The organism is Serratia sp. CMO1 (assembly GCF_015689115.1).
GTDB classification, from domain to species: domain Bacteria; phylum Pseudomonadota; class Gammaproteobacteria; order Enterobacterales; family Enterobacteriaceae; genus Serratia; species Serratia marcescens.
Genome location: NZ_CP065032.1, coordinates 508112 through 522786, shown reverse-complemented (window position 1 = coordinate 522786; position 14675 = coordinate 508112). Strand labels below are relative to the sequence as shown.

17 protein-coding genes are annotated in these 14675 nt (G+C 51.9%); 12 read left to right on the top strand and 5 right to left on the bottom strand.

Annotation, left to right across the window (positions count from 1 at the left end; all coding sequences use genetic code 11):
- The first annotated feature begins 78 nt into the window (after nt 1–78).
- The 3 genes from IT763_RS02395 to IT763_RS02385 are packed head-to-tail and all read left to right on the top strand — an operon-like array spanning nt 79 to nt 1746.
- On the top strand, nt 79–282 hold the full coding sequence (locus tag IT763_RS02395) for a YbdD/YjiX family protein (protein WP_004953088.1): 204 nt from the start codon (nt 79–81) through the stop codon (nt 280–282).
- A gap of 21 nt (nt 283–303) precedes the next feature.
- Nucleotides 304–1272 carry a GTPase gene (gene yjiA / locus IT763_RS02390; protein ID WP_143779211.1) on the top strand — a complete coding sequence of 323 codons (969 nt, stop codon included), beginning with the start codon at nt 304–306 and terminating at the stop codon, nt 1270–1272.
- A gap of 51 nt (nt 1273–1323) precedes the next feature.
- Nucleotides 1324–1746, top strand: a complete 423-nt coding sequence (locus tag IT763_RS02385; protein WP_143779212.1) for a hypothetical protein — start codon at nt 1324–1326, stop codon at nt 1744–1746.
- Between the two features lie 24 nt (nt 1747–1770).
- On the opposite strand, the gene IT763_RS02380 is transcribed toward IT763_RS02385, so the two are convergent.
- On the bottom strand, nt 1771–2793 hold the full coding sequence (locus IT763_RS02380) for a LacI family DNA-binding transcriptional regulator (protein ID WP_206195137.1): 1023 nt from the start codon (nt 2791–2793) through the stop codon (nt 1771–1773).
- Nucleotides 2794–3077: 284 nt separating this feature from the next.
- Between IT763_RS02380 and ascF the strand changes: the two genes are divergently transcribed.
- Both ascF and IT763_RS02370 read left to right on the top strand, forming a co-directional pair.
- Nucleotides 3078–4520: a PTS cellobiose/arbutin/salicin transporter subunit IIBC gene (gene ascF / locus IT763_RS02375; protein WP_206195136.1), complete on the top strand. Its 1443-nt coding sequence runs from the start codon at nt 3078–3080 to the stop codon at nt 4518–4520.
- A gap of 16 nt (nt 4521–4536) precedes the next feature.
- On the top strand, nt 4537–5967 hold the full coding sequence (locus IT763_RS02370; RefSeq protein ID WP_206195135.1) for a 6-phospho-beta-glucosidase: 1431 nt from the start codon (nt 4537–4539) through the stop codon (nt 5965–5967).
- Nucleotides 5968–5980: 13 nt separating this feature from the next.
- Here the strand turns inward: IT763_RS02370 and IT763_RS02365 are convergent, their stop codons facing one another.
- From IT763_RS02365 to IT763_RS02355, 3 genes are read right to left on the bottom strand one after another with little or no spacing between them, the layout of a single operon-like run.
- A complete protein-coding gene (locus IT763_RS02365) occupies nt 5981–6400 on the bottom strand; it encodes a putative T6SS immunity periplasmic lipoprotein (RefSeq protein WP_206195134.1) in 420 nt (139 codons plus the stop codon).
- 12 nt (nt 6401–6412) lie between these two features.
- A complete protein-coding gene (locus IT763_RS02360) occupies nt 6413–6838 on the bottom strand; it encodes a putative T6SS immunity periplasmic lipoprotein (RefSeq protein WP_206195133.1) in 426 nt (141 codons plus the stop codon).
- 11 nt (nt 6839–6849) lie between these two features.
- Complete coding sequence (locus IT763_RS02355) at nt 6850–7383, bottom strand: type IV secretion protein Rhs (protein ID WP_206195132.1); 534 nt, start codon at nt 7381–7383, stop codon at nt 6850–6852.
- 399 nt (nt 7384–7782) lie between these two features.
- On the opposite strand from IT763_RS02355, the gene IT763_RS02350 reads away from it, so the two are divergent.
- From IT763_RS02350 to IT763_RS02335, 4 genes are all read left to right on the top strand, one after another.
- Nucleotides 7783–8025 (top strand): ash family protein, encoded by a 243-nt coding sequence (locus tag IT763_RS02350; RefSeq protein ID WP_115435474.1) that lies wholly within the window; start codon nt 7783–7785, stop codon nt 8023–8025.
- Nucleotides 7920–8228 carry a hypothetical protein gene (locus IT763_RS02345; protein ID WP_115435473.1) on the top strand — a complete coding sequence of 103 codons (309 nt, stop codon included), beginning with the start codon at nt 7920–7922 and terminating at the stop codon, nt 8226–8228. Before IT763_RS02350 ends, IT763_RS02345 begins: the two co-directional genes overlap by 106 nt.
- A gap of 235 nt (nt 8229–8463) precedes the next feature.
- Entirely contained in the window at nt 8464–9582 is a 1119-nt protein-coding gene (locus IT763_RS02340; RefSeq protein WP_206195131.1) for an HNH endonuclease, read from the top strand.
- 166 nt (nt 9583–9748) lie between these two features.
- Complete coding sequence (locus tag IT763_RS02335; RefSeq protein WP_206195130.1) at nt 9749–10720, top strand: 5'-nucleotidase; 972 nt, start codon at nt 9749–9751, stop codon at nt 10718–10720.
- Nucleotides 10721–10966: 246 nt separating this feature from the next.
- Here IT763_RS02335 and IT763_RS02330 read toward each other — a convergent pair whose 3' ends face one another.
- Entirely contained in the window at nt 10967–11827 is an 861-nt protein-coding gene (locus IT763_RS02330; protein ID WP_206195129.1) for a hypothetical protein, read from the bottom strand.
- Between the two features lie 456 nt (nt 11828–12283).
- Here IT763_RS02330 and IT763_RS02325 point away from each other — a divergent pair, with 456 nt between their 5' ends.
- The 3 genes from IT763_RS02325 to IT763_RS02315 all read left to right on the top strand — a co-directional run bounded on the left by IT763_RS02325 (nt 12284) and on the right by IT763_RS02315 (nt 14657).
- Nucleotides 12284–13009, top strand: coding sequence for an NAD-dependent aldehyde dehydrogenase (locus tag IT763_RS02325; protein ID WP_206195128.1), 726 nt, complete (start codon nt 12284–12286; stop codon nt 13007–13009).
- Nucleotides 13006–13260 carry an ogr/Delta-like zinc finger family protein gene (locus IT763_RS02320; protein WP_015376189.1) on the top strand — a complete coding sequence of 85 codons (255 nt, stop codon included), beginning with the start codon at nt 13006–13008 and terminating at the stop codon, nt 13258–13260. Before IT763_RS02325 ends, IT763_RS02320 begins: the two co-directional genes overlap by 4 nt.
- Before the next feature lie 410 nt (nt 13261–13670).
- Nucleotides 13671–14657 carry an AAA family ATPase gene (locus tag IT763_RS02315; RefSeq protein WP_187043713.1) on the top strand — a complete coding sequence of 329 codons (987 nt, stop codon included), beginning with the start codon at nt 13671–13673 and terminating at the stop codon, nt 14655–14657.
- Nucleotides 14658–14675: the final 18 nt, after the last annotated feature.

The window sequence follows — 14675 nt, the reverse complement described above, 5'->3', positions numbered from 1 at the left end:
AACCCCATCCCCCGGCTTCCCCTAATATCAGGCTAAAGCAAGCGCTGTAGTGATGCAGGGTAAAGTTGGAGAAGGCTTATGTTCGGAAATCTCGGCCAGGCGGGGAAGTACCTCGGGCAGGCGGCGCGCATGTTGGTGGGCGTGCCTGACTACGATACCTACGTCCAGCACATGAAAGACAACCACCCGGACAAGCCGGTGATGACCTATAAAGAATTTTTCCGCGAGCGCCAGCAAGCGCGCTACGGCGGCGACGGCAAAGGCGGCATGCGCTGCTGTTAACCCGCAGTCACAAGGATCCGTATGAAACCCATTGCAGTCACCATCCTGACCGGCTTTTTGGGCGCCGGCAAAACCACCCTGCTGCGCCACATCCTGAACGCCGAACACGGCTATAAAATCGCGGTCATCGAGAATGAGTTCGGCGAAGTGCCGATCGACGACGCGCTGATCGGCGATCGCGCCAGCCGCATCACTACCTTGAGCAACGGCTGCATCTGCTGCAGCAAGTCCAACGAACTGGCGGACGCGCTGCTGGATCTGCTGGACGGCGTCGACAGCGGCCAACTGGCGTTCGACCGGCTGATCATCGAATGCACCGGCATGGCCGATCCCGGCCCGATTACCCAGACCTTTTTCTCGCACGAGATCCTGTGCGAGCGCTTCCTGCTGGACGGCATCATCACCCTGGTGGACGCGGCGCACGCCGAGCAGCAGCTGAGCCAGTTCAGCATCGCCCAGGCGCAGGTGGGCTACGCCGACCGCCTCCTGCTGACCAAAACCGACGTGGCGCCGGACTGCGAGGCGCTGATCCAGCGGCTGCAGCGGATGAACGCCCGCGCGCCGGTCTACCAGGTGACGCACGGCGACATCGATCTGAGCGTGCTGTTCGACATCGAAGGCTTTACGCTGAACGACAAACTCAACCTGACGCCGCCCGCCCCGCTGTTCCGCCGCATCCCGCAGCCGCAGAGCGACATCCGCTCAATTGTCGTGACGCTGGAGCGCCCGCTGCCGCTGATGCAAATCTCCGAAGTAATGGAAGGCCTGCTGCTGGAATACGCCGACAACCTGCTGCGCTACAAAGGCATTCTGTCCATCGAAAACGAACCGCGCCGCCTGCTGTTCCAGGGCGTGCAACGGCTGTATAACGCCGACTGGGATCGGGAGTGGCTGCCGGAGGAAGAGCGCAAGAGCACCTTGGTATTTATTGGCGTGGATCTGCCGGAGGAGGAGATTCGGGGAAGGATTGGGGGGGTTGGGGTAAGATAAACCATTCCCCAGGCCAACACGGCCCATATCCAGCAAACTCAAGGATGAACGATGGCAAACAACGTGATGATAGTAGGATTAAAGGCGCTTAACCTGTGCGCGAGCGCCTATATCGTCATCAAACTGAGCACGGTGTTAGCCATCGGCATCATGTTTCTTATTGTCTCTTACGCCGGCGTGGAGGACGTTGGGCTGTCCAATCTCCTCGCCGGGGCGCTCATCATCCTGCCGCTGTTGGTCGTCGTCGGTGGCACGCTTATCGTCTGCGCCGTCGCCGCCTATCTCAACCTAAAGGCGCCCTATCGTAAAAAAGCGCTGTTCTTTAGCCTGCTGTTGGGCAGCATCTCTGCGGTTGGCCTGCTGCTGCCCTACTCACGCGAGTTCGCGCTATCCACGGCAACCGCCAGCGCCCTGGCATTGGGCAGCGCGCTGGGGATTTTTGCTTTGTCGAAGAGGCGGATTCAAGCGTTGTAGCGCCTGAAAAAGGCGGGTACGCGCTTATGCCTTTCCCCAATACGGTCCCGCCGCCACCGATTCGCGCTCGATCAGGCTGGCCGGGAAGCTGGGGCGCTTGCGGAGCTCGCCGCCGTCCAGCATCGACAGCAGGCGGTTGATGGTCTCCTGGATCATCTCGGTGACCGGCATCTTCATGCTCGACAGCGACGGCACGGTATAGGGCGCCAGCGGGATGTCGTCGAAGCCGATGACCGATACCGCCTCCGGCACCGCCACGCCGCGCTCCGTCAGCCGCTTCATCGCGCCGATGGCCATTTCGTCGTTGCCCGCGACGATGGCGCTGAACGGTTGCCCGCCGGCCAGCAGCGCATCGACCGCCGCCACGCCGCTTTGCGCGTGCCATTTCCCCTCGACGATCAACGCCTCGTTAACCGCGATGCCCTGCTGCGCCAGCGCGGATTTGTAGCCGGAAAGCCGCTCCAGCCCGGTGGGGGAATCGAGCGAGCCAGTGATAAAGGCGATGTCGCGATGGCCGCGCGCGATCAGGTGCGCCACCGCCGCCGCGCCGGCGGCGTGCTGATCGCTGAAGATGCAGTAGCTGTCGTTCCGCCGCAGCCGCCGGTTGATCACCAGAATCGGCTGGCGGTGTTGGGAGACGATCTCGTCCATTTCCGCGATCGACAGAAAACGCGGGTAGATGATCACCCCGTCGCAGCGCAGATCCAGCAAAAACTGAATGGCGGCCCGCTCCTCTTCGGCAGTGTGCTTGCCGTCCGCCAGGATCAGTTGGCGGCCGTCCGCCTCCATGATGCGCGCCGACTGCGCCATCAGTTCGCTGAAATAGTTGCCGCTGTAGAGGGTGTTGGTGACCACCAGGCCGAGGGTTTGGGTGGTGTTGGTCGCCAGGCTGCGCGCCAGCAGGTTGGGCCGATAGCCGGTTTCCGCGATGGCTTTTTCCACCAACGCGCGTTTCTCCTCGCTGACATAGCCGCTGCCGGACAAAACGCGCGACACCGTCGCCTTTGAAACGCCGGCCTTTTTCGCCACCTCGAGTATCGTTGCCATCTGTGCGCCGCCAAAATCCATGGGTTCAGCGCAGTCTACCCAAGACGCCCGGCGTTTGGAACGTTTTCACGCCCCTGCACATCGGTGCGCACTTATCCCTGACGATCCAGATCACGAAAACGCAACGCCAAAAACCATAGTTCTTGCCAACCACAAAACACCAATACATGATTTTGTGAAACCGGTTTCTTATGGGCGTTTCATACGGATGGAACGACGGATCGCCCAGGCAGTAAATATTCGCCTTTAGGCTATCCGAATTGCTATCTGAGAGACGACACGCCATGCCGAAGAACTACGCAGAAATCTCGCACGCCATCGTGGCCGCCCTAGGCGGCGCGGGCAATATCGAGGCCGTGACCCACTGCATGACCCGCCTGAGATTCGTGGTGAAAGACAAAACGCGGATCGACACGCCGGCGCTGAAGGCCATCGACGGCGTGCTGGGCGTGGTGCACAGCGGTGAACAGTGCCAGGTGATCATCGGCAACGAGGTGGCCAAGGCCTATCAGGCGGTGCTGGCGCTCGGCATGCCGGGCGCAGCATCCCCCGCCGCCCCGGTGAAACGCCAGCTTACCCTGAAGGGCATCGGCGCCGGCATTCTCGACGCGCTGGTGGGCACCATGTCGCCACTGATCCCCGCCATCATCGGCGGCTCGATGGTGAAGCTGCTGGCGATGATCCTGGATATGGCCGGGGTATTCGAGAAAGGCTCCTCGACCCTCGTCATCCTCAACGTGATCGGCGACGGCGCGTTCTTCTTCCTGCCGGTGATGGTCGCCGCCTCGGCGGCGCTGAAGTTCAAAACCAACATGTCATTGGCGATCGCTATCGCCGGGGTGCTGGTGCATCCCAACTTTATCGATCTGATGGCCAAGGCGGCGCAGGGCCAGGCGGTGGAATTCGCCTTCATCCCGGTGACGGCGGTGAAATACACCTACACGGTGATCCCGGCGCTGGTGATGACCTGGATCCTGTCGCACATCGAACGCGGGGTGGATCGCATCACCCCGGCGGTGACCAAGAACTTCCTCAAGCCGATGCTGATCGTGCTGATCGCCGCGCCGATCGCCATTCTGCTTATCGGCCCGCTCGGCATCTGGATCGGCAGCGGCATCTCTGCGCTGGTCTACACCGTGCACGGCTACCTGGGCTGGCTTTCCGTGGCCATTATGGGAGCGATTTGGCCGCTGCTGGTGATCACCGGCATGCACCGGGTGTTTACCCCGACCATCATCCAGACCATCGCCGAGACCGGCAAAGAGGGCATGGTGATGCCTTCAGAGATCGGCGCCAACCTGTCGCTGGGCGGCGCTTCGCTGGCGGTGGCGCTGAAAACCAAGAACCGCGAGCTGCGCCAGACCGCGCTGGCCGCCGCCGCCTCCGCCATCGTGGCGGGGATTTCCGAACCGGCGCTGTACGGCGTGGCGGTACGCCTGAAGCGGCCGCTGATCGCCAGCCTGATCAGCGGCTTCGTCTGTGGCGCGGTCGCCGGCATCGGCGGGTTGGCCAGCCATTCGATGGCCTCGCCCGGGCTGTTCACCAGCGTGCAGTTCTTCGATCCGGCCAACCCGATGAGCATCGTGTGGGTGGTGGCGGTGATGGCGCTCTCGGTAGTGCTGTCGTTCGCGCTCACGCTGATGCTGGGATTCGAGGATCTGCCGGAAAACGCCGCCGCGCCCGGCCAAACCGCACCGGCGGCGAACGCCGCCAGCGCAACGCAATGAGACACCAGAGGATTGCATGTCCGATTCAACATTCCCTAAAGGATTTTTATGGGGCGGCGCTTTAGCCGCCAACCAGGCGGAAGGCGGCTATCGCGAGGGCGGCAAAGGGCTGACCACCGTCGATATGATCCCGCACGGCGCCAACCGCATGGCGGTCAAACTCGGGCTGGAGAAGCGCTTTAGCCTGCGCGACAACGAATTTTATCCCAGCCATGACGCCATCGATTTCTACCACCGCTACCGCGACGACATCGCGCTGATGGCGGAGATGGGCTTTACCGTGTTCCGCACCTCCATCGCCTGGAGCCGCATCTACCCCAACGGCGACGAGCTGACGCCCAACGCCGAGGGCATCGCCTTCTACCGCAGCCTGTTCGAAGAGTGCCGCCAATACGGCATCGAGCCGCTGGTGACCCCGTGCCACTTCGACGTGCCGATGCACCTGGTGACCGAATACGGCTCCTGGCGCAGCCGCAAGATGGTGGAGTTCTTCACCCGCTACGCCCGCACCTGTTTCGAAGCCTTCGACGGGCTGGTGAAATACTGGCTGACCTTCAACGAGATCAACATCCTGCTGCACAGCCCGTTCTCCGGCGCGGGGCTGGTGTTTGAAGCGGACGAAAACCCTGAACAGGTGAAATACCAGGCCGCGCACCACGAACTGGTGGCCAGCGCGCTGGCGACGCGTATCGCCCACGAAGTGAACCCCGCCAACCAGGTGGGCTGCATGCTGGCCGGCGGCAACTTCTACCCGTGGTCCAGCAAGCCGGAAGACGTGTGGGCCGCGCTGGAGAAAGACCGCGAGAACCTGTTCTTTATCGACGTGCAGGCGCGCGGCGCTTACCCCTCCTACGCTGCCCGCGTCTTCCGCGAGAAAGGCGTGAGCATCGCAATGGCGCCGGAAGACGCCGACATCCTGAAGCACACCGTCGACTTCGTCTCCTTCAGCTACTACGCCTCGCGCTGCGCCTCCGCCGACATGAACGACAACAACAGCAGCGCCGCCAACGTGGTGAAATCGCTGGCGAACCCGCACCTGCCGCGCAGCGACTGGGGCTGGGGCATCGATCCGCTGGGGCTGCGCATCACCATGAACATGATGTACGACCGCTACCAAAAGCCGCTGTTCCTGGTGGAAAACGGCCTGGGCGCGCACGACGAGTTCAATGCAGCAGGCGAGATAGAAGACGACTACCGCATCAGCTACCTGCGCGAACACATCCGCGCCATGGCCGACGCCATCGCCGACGGCGTGCCGGTGCTGGGTTACACCACCTGGGGCTGCATCGACCTGGTGGCCGCCTCGACCGGCGAAATGAGCAAGCGCTACGGCTTTGTCTACGTCGACCGCGACGACCAGGGCAACGGCACCCTCGCCCGCACCCGCAAGAAATCGTTCTGGTGGTATAAAAAGGTGATCGCCAGCAATGGGGGGGATTTGGGGTAGCGGGGCGGTGGGGTTAGCGTGGGGTGCGGAGGGCTTCCAACCTAAGTTGATCGCCTTCCTGCTGCACAACGAATTCGGCGACGAATTCACGCGCAGAGGGAAACTCGCCCGCCTGCTGTTTATTGAGGGAGACCAGCTTCGCGGAGAAATGGTATTGCTGCCCCGGCGTAAATACGTAGCCCTCATCAGGGACGCACTGATTGGGGGCGAAATCCCGCAGCGGATCGAAGAATTTGAATGTACGACTCTGCGCCTCATCCAATCGGTAGATCGAGATGCCCGCAAGCTTTTCGTCTCCCTGCGGCTGAACGGTGATGCATACTTTGCCCTCACGCAGGCTGGCAGTAGCGGGATAGTCTACGGGGATACGATCGCCTATCGACGGACAGCCTGCGAGCAGGAAGGGAAATGCGAGGGGGAAGATCCGGTTCATTTTGTCTCGGCGCTATCTGCTGCCCTGCGTGATATTTTCAATTTCGTAAGCGCCGTTGAGCTTTTTCACTTTGAAGTGAGCAATAAAGGCCCTACCAGAAATATCCTGCAGGTTTCTGCGCTTCTCAATCGGCAAAAAATTTAGCCTCATGCTGTAGGTATGATTTTCCTGAAACGGGTAATCGTTCTGCGTAACGCAAATGCCCTTTTTAAGATCCTGATTCGCCACCTCAATCAATTTCTCATCCGTATCACCCGTGAGATAGAGCGTATCTTGCCTTTCATTCTCCTTTGGTGATGGATAGATGCAGATGTCGCCATTCGCTTTAGCATGGGCGGCGATAGGGATATCCGGCGCATAGCGCTGATTGAGACGATCGCCTACACAAGCACTTAGCAAGGTCACACCAACAACGGCACAGAACAGTCTCACCTTCATAACCAATCCTCTTACTTGTAAGGAAAACCGACTAACACTTTCTCATATTTTTCTTTTACTTTTCTCATATCGGCATAGTCATTACCGCTGTAAGTCACTTCCTTGCCGAAGCGGTTTCTCCAAACAGCATAACCTGAAGAGGTCAACAAATGATAATCAGCAACGATCTGAGCCTGTTGCTCCATAGCGTAGTTCTTTAGGAGCTTGGAGCCATCCAGTTCATAACTGTAATTTGCCAACCAACTGTAGAGGCCTCGGGTCTTAACCCACATACCACGCTGGTATTGCCAAACATGAACCATTTCATGGATGAAAAGATGTTTATGACTATACCCTTCCTTTGAGAAATCGGGCACGTACCAGTCTCTAAAATACAGCTCACCATTGGGTGACATCGCAGTGTTTCGATTTTGTAAGCCAAAGGGGAAATAGCTATCGTGATGAACCCAGACTTTCCCATAAATAATTGAACCACCAAATACCGACTTCGCAAGGCCGATCTCCCCGGAGGTTAATAGCCTTAAAGCCCCCTCTTTCTTTTCCATCGTAGTGCATCCCTGTCATTATTTTAAAAAACTCACTACCGCGAGTATTAACAAAGAGGTTGATAATAGCACCCTAGGTACACATGATAAACATTCAACCATTCTTTTTACATTCATTCACCTCAACGTATTTCGTGACAACAAAATTCACAGATTTAATAATTCATTTAGCAAATGAATTATCCTAACTGATTAGCCTGAATTAAAATTTAATAACTGCGATCTGCATTCCAACCTCATGAGTAAACAGCCTGTAATTCCATACAGCTTATTTTTCCTTTTACTGATAACGTTATAGTTTTTCTGCTGCGGCAAAATCCGCAGCCGGAGTTAGCGTTCCGAACACTTACACAAGGCAGCATTATGTATATAATGTTGGGGCTTTAAACATCCAGAATTATGGTGGCCCAAGTGGGGGCTTCGCAAGAAGCGCCGGTTTCCTTCGTGTCCGGTAACGCTAACTCCGCTTGGGCTACCACCATGGGTTTAGCGTCTCATGTGGTAGTACGCATACTACACACTAAGGATAAAGACACATGGAAAATGTCATCACCACCGAGTTCACCACAAGTACCCTCACCCTTTATCGCCAACTGTTTAACCACCTCGATCTCAGCGCTTTCGATCCCTCAGAACTTTTAGACCTGGCCGCCCTCTCTGCCGAACAGGCGGAAGGTTTGTGCCACGGCCTGATGCTATTCGGCCATTTACTGCAAAAGCACCCACAGCTGGACACTGAAGGCTGGGAACAGCTGAATCACTATCTCAACGCCACGGCGCATCTGGTTCCTGCGTTGTGTAATCTTTATGGGCGGGCACTGCGAGAGATGGAAACCTGCGGCTAACGTAAATGGCAATCAGGGCGATGCCTGCACTCGTCGCCCTTCCCACTCAGGATTTCCAATAGATCTGACTGACATATCACAACAAAAACATTCATCAAGGTAGGCATTTCCTCCCCTACCTGGCATAGTTAACGCATTCGGTAAATCGATGAGTTAACTGCTGGGTATTGATGCATGCTGCTCAGGTCAGCAAGCACATTGCTCAGAGTCTGCTCGGTAATGTGAGGACGTGGTTTTGGCAACTGCAATAGAGGCGTTATCTTCAAAAGAATCCGTTTTAAAAGCGATCGAAGAATATAAAAAAATTGGCCGAGATGCGTTCTTAAAACAACATGAAATAAAACGATTAAAAAAATACACCCTTCTTTATAATGGCGAGAAGTACGATATCCGCGGCATTTCCGCTAGAGCATACAGTGAGCAACATGGCTATCCGTTTAAAGGAATCAATGCCGATAGCGGCACGGAAAAAGCCATCCAATTTCTCAAAGATCTCAGTTTTGAGATCGTCGAAACACCGCATCCTTTTGAGATACTGGAAAAAGACGAAGTTTATAAACGTAAATACCTCCACGATCTCTATGGAGGGCAAGAACAGGGCGGAATATCGACACCTATAGAATTCCCCGTGATCTTCATTTTCACCGGCGAGACTGGCGAAACTCATGGGTACAAAGATGGATGGTCTAACAACGACCACTTCTCCTACACGGGAGAAGGCCAGAAAGGTAACATGCAGTTTACCAAAGGCAATAAAGATATCCGCGACCATAAAGAGAATGGTAAGGATATACTTTTATTTGAATATAACAAAAACCGTACGGGCGTAAAATTTGCTGGGCTATTTGAGTGTGATTCATGGAACTACACTGAATGTAAAGATACCCAAGAAAACATGAGGCAAGGGATAATTTTTAATCTATTCCGTGTATCTTCTGCTCAAGATTCTGATCATGAGATTATCTCATCAGAAGTAGGCCAGAAGGAGGAGAGTTTAGAACAGTTGCGCGCAAAGGCTATAAAGTCTTCAGAGATATCAGGCCAGCGCCAACAGAGCGACAGCAAAAAATCCTGGTTCAAACGCAGCGAAGACGTAAAAAAATACGTGCTCAAGCGCGCCAATGGCACCTGCGAAGCCTGCGACCAGCCGGCACCGTTCAAGAAAAGGAACGGCGAGCCCTACCTCGAACCTCACCACACCAAGCGCCTAGCCGACGAAGGCCCCGATCACCCACAGTGGGTGGGTGCTATCTGCCCTACTTGCCATCGGCGGATTCATAGCGGGGTGGATGGGAAAGAGGTGAACAAGAAGCTGATGGTGAAGTTGGAGTTGAAAGAGGTCAATTTTAAATAGCTATCGTTAAAAACCATCCGACTAGGGGTGTTTCGAAGGTGATATTTAAAGAGATGAGTCTAGAATTCTTGAACGCAGAACATTTCGTTCTCGTACGTATGAAAAAATCCGCAGTGTGAACGATACCTTTGTTAATGGCATGAGTGGATTTTAATAGGAGAGTAAAATGGCATTAGATCTGAGTAATACTTTGGTTATTGGTATAAGTGCTACCGCACTGTTTGATATGAGTGAATCAGATCGTATGTTTCAAGAGACATCGCTAACAGACCCCGACAGTGCAATTGAGCAATATCGTGCCTATATGCTAAAGCACGAAAATGAACCACTTAAACCTGGGACTGGCTATCCACTAATCAAAGCATTACTCGGGCTAAACCAGTATAAACAGGCCGAGGATAAATCACCGTTAGTAGAAGTCGTTGTTATGTCTCGTAATAGCCCAGAGACAGGTATTCGCGTATTAAACACCATCCGCCACGATAAGCTGGACATCTCACGCTCGGCATTCACAGCTGGAGAAACGGTTGCAGATTATTTAGATGCATTTGATGTGGACCTCTTTCTGACTACAAATGTTGCTGATGCGCAGAAGGTAATTGACTCTTGTTTCTGTGCGGCAGCTATTTTGAAAGATCCTCCTGCAGATTCTCCAGAGATCCCTGACGGCCAGGTCAGAATTGCCTTTGATGGGGATGCCGTACTTTTTTCAGACGAGAGTGAATTGGTCTATAAAAAACAAGGGATGGAAGCATTCCACGCTCAAGAGAATGCACAGCAAGATATTCCTATGGGGGAAGGTCCGTATGCTACATTGCTCAAGAAATTGGCAAAACTTCAAGAGCGTCTACCAATAAGAGTGGAATACTCCCCAATCCGTATTGCTTTAGTCACAGCAAGAAATTCCCCATCAGAAATGAGAGTGATTAAAACGCTACGTAACTGGGGCGTTTATGTTGACGAAGCGTTTTTTCTCGGTGGAGTTGGAAAAGATAAAGTTTTAAAAGCGTTCAGACCACACGTTTTCTTTGATGATCAAGATGTTCATTTGGATGCAGCAGCAAAGCTTGTACCTTCAGGTAAAGTGCCTTATGCAAGAAATTCTGGACTCTATTTAGCTGCAGATAAGAAGAGTTGATATTGTAATTGCTCACCAAGCTGTTAGCCGCTAGTAAATTATACATAGCTGGGGCCCCAACATCTGGGGCAACATAATCGTCCTTTTGTAAATATATTTTTTAGTTTAGTGCATTTTGAGACATCCGGCATTCATCTGACATCAGGTTATTTAGGATTTCATGATATCGCTAACCACTTTAGCATACCATCTATTTTTTCTGGTAAAACGCGCATACATATTGACACGCTCTCCTACAGGCAGAAATTATAAACTTTGATCAGATTTGTACCTTCTAAGTACAATATAACTAAGATCACCACACCACAGAATTGGTTTACCTGTTGTAGCATATGCGCAAGTACCAATAATCAGTGCATGACATCCATCTAATTCATCCAGACTCTTTTCAACCCTAAACTGCTCTTTGAAATCATCTGAAACATCCTTATTAATACAGATACTTAACCCAGATTTTATATTACCTGCATTTAACCAAATTTTGCCATCTTTTGTCTGCCCAACATCACTAATGAAACCCCAAAAGATTCTACGAGCACCGTCCATCCATGGCTCAACATTGACAAACTCGACAAACAGTTCAGCTCCACGCTCCGGTAAATCGTTAAAATCCCCCTCTTTAAACCCCACCTTTTTATCGGTATAACATAACCCTTTTGACTTCACCAATTTGTAAAGTAGGTTTTTTAAAGTAAAATGCGCCGGATATTTTAAATTTCCACCATTAATTTTTTTCTCACCAGAAAACTTTTGCCCATGAGGGGTAGTATCTGAATCATCCACTATTGGTTTGACATCAATGTTATAGCTTTGCGTTAATCCCAAATCCAATACTATGCCACTGTCAGCGTCTGATGCTGGTAAACCTTTATTTTCATCCCCTTCCCCCACAGCTTCATATGAGGTCCCCAGTGGGCAGTTTTCCTGGTGATGTGCACAAAAATGCGGCGAGTCATTTCCGTAACTCGATCGCCTGAACCATGCATCACCCTTACATTCGATACATAGCAAACTCCGTCTCTTTAGTTGGATCTCACTAAGTGGCAATGCGTAAAATGCATCCGCGCTCCATTCTTTTTCATCAATAGTACAGAAAGCTTTATCCACTACGTTCCCCTCGTTCAAGCTACCTAGTATAATACTACCATTACTTATAAATAAAATTTAGTTAGATGGTATGATCCAGTTCAAGTTATTGGGAGAAGCGATTATAAGAATTTGCTCTTGATAGCGTGTATCAGCATTGTTGATAGATTAGATGAACCAAGTGCACTGATCGCTTGAAAAATGCGCCAGCCATGTTCTATACAGTACTGTAATAGATCAAAAACCTTCCGCATAAGCGTTTACAGGAAACCGTTCACTCTCTTATTTACTAATTTAACTATATTTTTATTTGGATGAACAGTAGAGAATAGTTTTTATAAGAACTAAAACTTCATTGATGGTTTTACAGTTAGTTCTGGGACTATTGTCCCACGGATGGCCAAACCGGGATGAATGGCGATGTTGTACGGCGGTCAGCAGAATAGCTTCACATTGACTGACACCGGAGACACGACCATGAGCAGCGCCGCCTTACCGAAATACATCACCGATAAACTGCACGCCCTGCGCGACGCTCGCGCCGCCCACGCCAAAAACTACCAGGCGTTGACCGACGTCGTAACCGGCATTGCCCGCTGCCACCAACAGAAGAAAGACACCGAAGTGCAGAGCCAGGAGGCAGAAAGCCAGTGGCGCACCCTGTTTCGCAAACTGCGCGGAGAAATGACGCCGGAACTGCAAGCACAGCACCACCGTCGGATTTCCAAGCGGGAGCTGGCGAAAGAGTTCGACGGCCTGATTGAAGAGATGGAGCTGGACAAAATGCAGCTTCACCTCAGCTGCGGCGGCACAGCCCCGAAGGTGGTGAACGCGCACAAAGACGCCCTCACGACCTTTGCGGCTCATGCGATGCATCAGGCGGTGGATGCGCTGAGCAAGGCGCTAATCAACCCTAACGTTATCAAGGCGTGTGCACTGGCTTCACGGGCTTACGGCGTCTATGCGGACAATCCGATGAAAATGATTGAGCTACAGGTACTGGGCACGCTACAAGGCCGCATTCGCGCTACCATGGCTACGCAAAATATCGACCACCCGGTGCTTAATGAGATTGGCCTGACGATACCGCAAGAAACCGGCGTATTGCCGGAACTGCAAAGCAGCCCAATTCGCCGGACGCAAGTGGCAAGAGAACTGGCGGAAAAACGCCGTCTGCTGCAAGAGAAAGGGGCCCAATCATGATGCGCTGCCCGCTGTGCACCCATGCGTCCTATACTCGCACCAGTCGCTATATCACGGAGCGGACAAAAGAGGCGTATTACCAATGTCAGAGCCTGACCTGTTCTTGCACATTCAAGACGGTGGAAAGCGTCGATAAAATCCTGTGCCAGCCGATACAGGCGCAACCGGTCGATGAGAACGCCCTGCCACCTCCGGAGAAACGGACCTTGAACCGCTATCGCCGCTACAACAGCAATCCTACACTGCACTAAGCATTCTCCGCCCCGCCGCTCTCGACAGCATCGCGGGGCATTACCCTTCCGCCTCGCCCAAAACAGCCTTTTTCCTGGCTAGCCAGCCTCAAATTGCGTGTGCATGCATAGGGTGCATGATTTTGCATGCAAGAAAATGCACTTTTCATCCCCTGCCACACCAGTACTGGCGCGGCCTGCGGCCGTTCATGCAACTGCATGAAAAGCGACACATGAAGTGCGCAGGCGAGGCGGGGGAAGTATTGCGCGCCATAGAGAAAACAAATTATGTTTTAGGCAAAAAATGTAAGTATGTGGGTAGGCTATCGTTCCTTACTTCGACTTGGTAGTATACTCTTTATGATGTTTCTCAGGCTTAGAAATGCTTGTTTAACAAATTGATAATTAAGTAATTTTAAAAAGGATTAAAGATGGCCAGAGGCGAGTTAATGAAAAAACTTTTGGCTAGCTACGGCAATGACTCAGAATTTCGCTCGGTAGCTGAAAGAATTATTAGTGAAGAAGAAAAAAAGAATAATAAAGTATTAGCTAATAGTTTGAGACGAACTCTCGAAAACAGCCAAGCTATAGGTTCGAATTATTCTTTAAAAGGTCTGGAAAAGTTCGCCCCGACTCTTGAAGGTAAAAATGACTTTGTCGAAAGAGTTGAGCCAAGTAATTCCCACAAAGAATTAGTTCTATCTTTCGAAAATGTCAGAATACTTAAAGGATTAATTGAGGAGTATAGACATGCAGAAGCAATACGAAAAAATGGGCTATCGTTACGCACCAAGCTCCTTTTTTGTGGTCCTCCGGGCTGTGGTAAGACACTAAGCGCTGAGGTTTTTTCCTCTACACTAGGTCTTCCTATGTTTATAGTTAAGTTAGATAAGTTGATCTCATCTTATCTCGGCGAGACAGCCACTAATATTCGCTCCATATTTGAATTCGCGAATAACAAACCTTGCGTGCTTTTTTTAGATGAATTTGATGCAATTGCACGTTCACGTGAGGATGGAAACGAGCACAATGAACTTAAGAGAGTTGTTAATAGCCTTTTGCTATTTATTGAACGATTAGCTCCAAAAGGTTTTATGATTGCCGCAACCAATCTTGATAAAAGCATAGATCCAGCAGTATGGCGGCGTTTCGATGAAGTTGTTTGGTTCAAAAACCCCGATAAAGGGATGATTAAAAGGTTTTTGAAAAGCAGGCTTAAAAATGTTAACTATGATTTCAACCCAGATAATTTTATATTAAAGTTAGATAATATGAGTTTTTCAAGCTTAGAAAGAGTATTAAATCAAGCTATAAAAACCATGATTATAGGGAAGAAAAAAGTATTGAGTGAACGTTATTTAGTTGACGCGATCAATGATGAATATCGCAGGAATAGTGGTGTTGATAAAATGCGTTAATATAAATGGAGAATAAAA